The organism is Streptococcus oralis (genome assembly GCF_003943395.1).
GTDB classification, from domain to species: Bacteria; Bacillota; Bacilli; order Lactobacillales; family Streptococcaceae; genus Streptococcus; species Streptococcus oralis_BF.
Genome location: NZ_RJPJ01000004.1, coordinates 185,503 through 192,062, shown reverse-complemented (window position 1 = coordinate 192,062; position 6,560 = coordinate 185,503). Strand labels below are relative to the sequence as shown.

Genomic DNA, 6,560 nt, shown 5'->3' with positions numbered 1-6,560 from the left:
ATCTATAGTTATTCTTGGCTTATATGTAAATTTTGAGATACGAAAAGTTGTAAAAAATCAGCGAGAATTTATTACTAAGAGTTCTAACTTTAGTTCTCTTGTAGAAAATACAATTTATGGTTTGCAAGATATTATAAGTTTCCAAAAATCTAGCGACTTTATCAAAGAATTTAATGAAAGACTCAATGAACTGTTGGGAACGAAACTAGATAGTACACATATTACCAATAGATTATTAGCTTCTACTCAGATATTTATTGGTTTAACTGGTTCATTTTTGATTGCTACTATAATTTCTATGAGAGATTATGAACATATAGCAGAGTATGCAAATAGTATTTTGATTCTATTACTTTTATCTAGCATTTTAAGTTCTTTAATTACATCTTGGGTAGCATTGAAAAAAAGTCAATATTCCTTTGAGTTTATCGGAACAGAGGAGGTAGAAGCGAAAAGGGATGTTGTTCCTATTTCAGTAGCTAAAATTAAACAGTTGTCCTGCCATGATTTATCTAAAAAATGGGATGAAAGATTGATATTTAATAAATTAAATTTGGAATTTAATAGTGGTGAGCTAACAGTTGTTACAGGTGGTAATGGAACAGGCAAATCATCTCTTTTGAATATTATTCAGGGATTATCTTCTCCAACAGAGGGTGATATTGTACTGAATGGAATGGAAAGTTTTTCTACTTTAGAGGAGACTAATATTTTGGATTATTTAAGCGTGTATTCATCTGAATTTCATGTATTCCCTGGAAGTGTTTCAAAAAATATTAATTTCACCCTATTTAATAAGGAAAACTATGAATCAAATAATCTTGATAGTCTGAATCTCAATGTATCTCTGAGTCATCAGATTGATGGGAAAGCTACTAATATTTCGCAAGGTCAGAAACAAAAAATTCTACTCATGAGGAGTTTATCGCAAGAAAAAGACATCTATCTATTCGATGAGCCTACAGGAAATTTGGACAGAAATTCAACTGAATTATTTCTAAATGAGGTTGAGAAATTAGTGAGCGAGGAAAAGATTGTAATTGTCGTGACTCATGATAAGGATGTTATTGCTAGAGCAAGTAAAGTTATTAATATGGATGAGTTTCATTAAAATTTAAAAAAACGGAGATTGATGTTTTCTAATCTTAATTTTACCTATAACTAGTTTGTATAATATTTGAAATAACGAGCTTCATAGCAATGTTATCATACTACTGAACTCTAGTAATAAAACCATCCTAGGACAAGATTTTGAAGAATTGGCAGCCGTCAAGTAGACACGGTTAAAAAAGAGTAAACATAAAAATCCCTGTCATTAACAAATGGCAGGGATTTTGGTTAAAAGAATGTCAGGATGCGAAGGTAGTCCACTGTCAGCGCAAGCTCTGCAATGAAGAAGGGTAAGAGAATAGCACCATCAAGTAAGACAGCGAGCAAGAAACGATAAAATGGGTCGAGGCTACTGGCCTTACTTGGCTTACTAATCACAAAGAGATTTCCAAGGGCAAAGATGGCCATGCTTAGAAGAGTGAGGATGCCAGCAAATCGTAAGCCACCAAAGAGTGCAAAGAAACTTGCTAGAGCCGTTAGGACAAGTGGGATAGCAAAGAGTCTGCTATACCGATCAAAGGCTTCTTGGAATGTGAAGTCGCTCTCCTGGTCCAACACACGTCGGACAGTAAAGCCTCCCAAAATGATGGAAAAGTAAAATAGAGCGCTAGCGATCAAGATAGAAAGGCCAGCAAAGAGATCTAAAGGTGGGAGCTGGTTAGGTAAACTATTGGCAATAGAGGCCATATAGCCATAGTAGAGGTGCTTGATATGATAGATACTAAAGAAAAGGTTAATCGCAGATAGCAAGGTGAGCAGGACAAAGACACTATAACGATGCTTTTGGTCTCTAGTCTTGCTGGCAGTTGGTTCTTGAATAGCATCCAGTAGCCAAGTCCAAAATAGTGCGATTTCTTCTTTGAATCGAGCAGTTTTGCGGAGGTCAATGTCTGGGATATAGGGACTTTCTAAAGCCTTGCTGAGGATGCTTTTCTCTTTTGCAGGGTTTTCTTGCTTGTGCTCCTCTTCAGTTTTCCCTTCTCCCTCTTCCTCGGTTTGGGTTTCCTCAATCATTTCGGGAGCTTCCTCCTCATGGGTCTCCAACTCTTTAGGTGAGACAGAAGTTTCTTCGCTTGCTTGTGGTTCAGTTTCCACAGTTTCCGAAGTCTCTGGTTGGCCGGGCTGGATTTCTGATTTCGTCTGAGGTGATTTCTTCTCAAGATCGGCGCTTTCAAACCATTCTTGTGTCATGGTGGAACCTCCTTTTTTATGGTCGTTTTCTATTTTTAGATTAGCAGATGAAAGCGTTTTTGTCAATGGTTTCTAGATGGAGCAGAGTGCTCCTCTTTAGGTAGGTAGATATCCTGGTTGGCTTTTGCAATGAGTAAATCCTTGATATCTGCTTTTTCGGTTTTATAAGGGTTGGCAAGTACATTCTCTTTTTGTCCACGATGTTCTTCTTTGGGTTGACGATAGATACCACCATGCTGAGAAGAAATTTCTAGATTGATACGGTCGGTCTCTTTCTGGGAGAGAATGAGTGTTAGAGTGGAATGGGCCTCTAGCTCAACCTTACCGTGAACATGAATATTTTCAGCATAGATGTGTCCCCCCTCCGTCTTGACCTGACTATCTGTCAGTTCGGTATCAAAGATATTGATGATATGGGGTGTCGTTAGTGTGCTGTTCTTGATAGAACTTTCTGTTAGTCTTAAGAGATAGCTTTTTGTTTTAATTGTCGCATTTTCAAGATTGGCTTGACGAATATTAGTTTGTCCACGATTGGCTGAAACGGTGATTGCTTGCAGCTTTCTTTCTTTAGGTAGGGAGAGAATGACTTCGTCAAAACGGTGAGAATAACTGCTGGCAATACGAAGTAGGCCTTCGATTCCTGAACCTAGAAAGCGATGTTGGGAGGCTTGTTTGTCAGTGACGGTCAGTGTTTTGTCACTCATGCCAGTAGTCAGATCGTGACGACCAGACACGGAAGGATGATAGGTGATATGGATCTTGTCATCTACAGACTCTGTGATGGTTAGGCTGTGTTCCTCAAGGGCCAAATCAAGTTTTTCCACCTCACTTCCAAAGGTCACTTCTTCGATACGACTGTCATAGACGGGGTCTTTTGACATGGCAAGCAAACTTTGAATACCATTGGACTGGGCGCCTACAATAATCATGATAAAACCAAGGATTGTAGAAACCACACCAAAAATGAGAAATCCTTTTATCAATTTACGCATGTCTGTCACCTCTCTTTCCTTTTTTAAGAATCCATTGCACCAAGCGGACGATCAGGAGGCCAAAGAAACGGGCTACATAGGAGATACCTAGTAGAACAAGAGAAGAAGCACCGATAGCAAGCAAACCAGCCCCGAAAATCAAGATAAAGGCAGATTTGGCTTCGACTAGGACACTAAAACTCTCTACGATAAAGAGTCCGCCCAGTAGGATCCCTGTCACAGAGACGGTAAAGAAGGCCAGAATGACGGAGGCGGCTGCGATAAAAAGCCCGATAATGGTCAATATAATTGCAATTCCAACAGGAATTCCGATAGGAGCTGCTAGTAAGGCAAGTAGGGCAATGTGTAGCAGTTGACGGTCATTCTTTTGAGCAGGGGCTTCATTGACTTTTTTGTCGAGGAGGTTAGATAAAACATCATGAGCTGCTTCTTTTGGTGTCCCTAGACTGGCAATGAGTTCTTCTTCGCCCTCTGGACCTGCATCGTCAAATAGTTCCTTAAAGTAGTCCATGGCTTCGATGCGGTCAGCTTCAGGTAGTTTATGGAGATAGGTTTCTAACTGAGTCAGATAGTCAGTTCTTGTCATGGCGGATACTCCCTTCTATGATGCCGTTGACGGTTTCGGTATAGAGCGTCCACTCTTCCTTTAGAGTAACGAGCTGCTCTACGCCCCGATTGGTCAAGGAGTAGTATTTGCGCATACGCCCCTGAAACTCTCTAGAGTAGGTGGTTAGAAAGCCACTGGCTTCCAATTTTTTGAGAATGGGATAGAGCGTAGATTCTTTGATATTGGCGATGAGCTTAATGGTTTGACTAATCTCATAACCATAAGAATCCCCCTGCTCCAGTACAGCCAAGATGAGAAACTCGATCAAGGCAGAGGATGTTGGGAAGTACATGGGAAACCTCCTTTATATTATATAAAAATTTTATATATACTCTTTTCAAATATATTGTATCTCAATATGAAAGCCCTGTCAAGAAATATGTGTAAAAATTTTACATATAAAAAACTCCTAGCAAAAACTAGAAGTTTAGAGAATCTTATCAGCCCTATCCACCATAAAGAGTGAGATAGTCATGATGATATCAATGGCTAGAAGGGCAAGAACCGCTGGAATCCAAGATTGGAAAAGATCAAAACTGTAACCAAACAAGGTAGGACCAAAAGCAGCTAAGATGTAGCCCCCTGTTTGCGCCAGACCTGAGAGTTGCGCAGTCTTTTCAGGCGAACTGGTCTTAAGTGAGAAGCAAACCATGAGGTAGGGGAAGAGGGCACTGCAGGCCGTTCCAATCAAGAGATGGGCAACTAACCAGTAGAGGAAATTATTGGTTGGATACAAGAGCATGGCAATTCCTATCATCCCAGCGATAGAGATAATTGCTAGCATGATTCGACGATGACCATCTGACAGACGAGTCGTCAGACTTGGAACAGTCATTGAAAAAGGAATGCTGATCAGTGAAAAAATAGAAGCAAGGAGAGCTGCATCCTTATTAGAAAGACCAGCACTAATAGCAATCGTTGGCAACCAGGTCATGCTTGTATAAAAGAGCAAGGACTGAAGACCGCCAAAGATAATGATAGCCCAAACATCTTTACTTTTTAGAATATTCTCTTTGACTTGCTTTTCTTTTTGGGCTTCTAAGTGGTGGTTGTGGCGATGATTTGGCAACCAGACTAGCAGAGTGACCAGACAGAGAAAGCTGAGAACGAGGATGAGGCCCTTCCAAGAACTAGCTTGGGTGATAGGGACCGAAAGATAAGAAGCGATGGCCGTTGAACCCCCCATGGCAGTGACATAGAGAGTTGTTAGGAGACTGATCTTTTGAGGCTGATTTGCCTGAATCATACTTGGGAGGAGTACATTGAAAATGGCGATGCTCGCTCCGATGATCAGAGTTCCTAGATAGAGAAGGGGAAGGTTGAAGATACGAATGACAGAGCCAATAGTTAAGAGGAGGAGACAGTAAGTGAAGAGGTGTTCCAGTCCAATCTTTTGCGCCAAGCGACTCGCAAAAGCAGAGAAAAGAGCAAACATCAAGAGAGGGAGACTGGTTAAAATCCCAAGAGAGCTGACCTCGACTCCTAGCCCCTGAGCGATATCTCCTAAAATGGTTGGAAGAGCAGTAAAAGGAGAGCGTAAAACAGTCCCGATTAAGACAATTCCTAGAACAAAAAAGAGTAATTGTTTTTTCATGAAAACCTCGATAGGATGATTTTAATAACAGCTTATTTTAAGTTTTTTTCCTTATAATGTCAAGGAGAGGACTGCTAAGAAAGCTAGAACGATTTAACTGAAAATAGAGTGAAAGGGGACGGATTTCTTTACTAGAATTTTCCTTGATTTGATATAAAAATAGGAAACTAGGAAATTTTGTGATAAAATAGTGGAAGGAAATCTATAAATTGGAGAAAAACTGTGTCTGAAAAGCAAAAAATCAGCGTCTTGATGTCGGTCTATGTAAAGGAAAATCCGACGTTTTTAAGAGATGCTATCAAGAGTATTCAAAACCAGACCTTGGAACCAAGTGAGCTTGTTCTTGTTGAGGACGGGCCGCTCACGCCCGAACTCTATCAAGTGCTAGATGAAGTGGAAGCGCAGTCAGAGATTCCAGTTAAGCGTTGCCCCTTAGAGGAAAATCAAGGTTTAGGTTTGGCTCTTCGATACGGTGTTTTACAGTGTCAGTACGATATCATCGCTCGCATGGATACAGATGATATAGCGGTAGCTGACCGCTTTGAAAAGCAAGTCCAACTAATGGAACAGGAAAATCTGGATCTCTTAGGCGGGCATATCGCAGAGTTCATTGACAATCCAAATGAGATTGTGTCTTATCGTCGTGTTCCAACCCAGCACGCAGACATTGTGGCTTATCAGAGAATGAGAAGCGCCTTTAACCATATGACAGTCATGTTTAAAAAGGACATGGTCCTCAAGGCGGGCAACTACGAAGATGGCCTTTACATGGAGGATGACCTCCTTTGGCTCAATATGATTGCTGCAGGTGCCAAGACTGGGAACCTAGATCAAATCTTGTGTAAGGTTCGTGTCGGTGCAGGGATGTTTGAGCGTCGAGGTGGCTTGCGTTACCTTAAACTCTATCGTCAAGCTCGCCAACGGATGCTTGAGCGAGGGCAAATTTCTTACATGGAATATGCTAAAAGTGTAGCCATTCAGGCCATTGTTGCACTTTGTCCAGGCTTTGTACGTCAGTTTATTTTTGTGAAATTATTAAGAAAAAATAAATAGTATTGTAAAAGAT

Annotated in this window: 7 protein-coding genes; 2 read left to right on the top strand and 5 right to left on the bottom strand. The window is 40.6% G+C overall.

Going from position 1 to position 6,560, the window contains the following annotated elements; all coding sequences use genetic code 11:
- The coding region (locus D8802_RS10265; RefSeq protein WP_221762820.1) for an ABC transporter ATP-binding protein at positions 1-1,111 on the top strand (1,111 nt) is incomplete at its 5' end.
- 227 nt (positions 1,112-1,338) lie between these two features.
- On the opposite strand, the gene D8802_RS04890 is transcribed toward D8802_RS10265, so the two are convergent.
- The 5 genes from D8802_RS04890 to D8802_RS04870 form a co-directional block, all read right to left on the bottom strand.
- Positions 1,339-2,301, bottom strand: coding sequence for a DUF6574 domain-containing protein (locus D8802_RS04890; RefSeq protein ID WP_125394997.1), 963 nt, complete (start codon positions 2,299-2,301; stop codon positions 1,339-1,341).
- Positions 2,302-2,363: 62 nt separating this feature from the next.
- A complete protein-coding gene (locus D8802_RS04885) occupies positions 2,364-3,293 on the bottom strand; it encodes a DUF4097 family beta strand repeat-containing protein (protein ID WP_125394996.1) in 930 nt (309 codons plus the stop codon).
- Complete coding sequence (locus D8802_RS04880) at positions 3,286-3,879, bottom strand: DUF1700 domain-containing protein (protein WP_049504588.1); 594 nt, start codon at positions 3,877-3,879, stop codon at positions 3,286-3,288. Before D8802_RS04880 ends, D8802_RS04885 begins: the two co-directional genes overlap by 8 nt.
- Complete coding sequence (locus D8802_RS04875; RefSeq protein ID WP_000273861.1) at positions 3,866-4,192, bottom strand: PadR family transcriptional regulator; 327 nt, start codon at positions 4,190-4,192, stop codon at positions 3,866-3,868. Before D8802_RS04875 ends, D8802_RS04880 begins: the two co-directional genes overlap by 14 nt.
- Positions 4,193-4,327: 135 nt before the next feature.
- Entirely contained in the window at positions 4,328-5,494 is a 1,167-nt protein-coding gene (locus D8802_RS04870) for a CynX/NimT family MFS transporter (protein ID WP_125394995.1), read from the bottom strand.
- Positions 5,495-5,716: 222 nt separating this feature from the next.
- Here D8802_RS04870 and D8802_RS04865 point away from each other — a divergent pair, with 222 nt between their 5' ends.
- A complete protein-coding gene (locus D8802_RS04865; protein ID WP_125394994.1) occupies positions 5,717-6,547 on the top strand; it encodes a glycosyltransferase in 831 nt (276 codons plus the stop codon).
- Positions 6,548-6,560 lie beyond the last annotated feature (13 nt).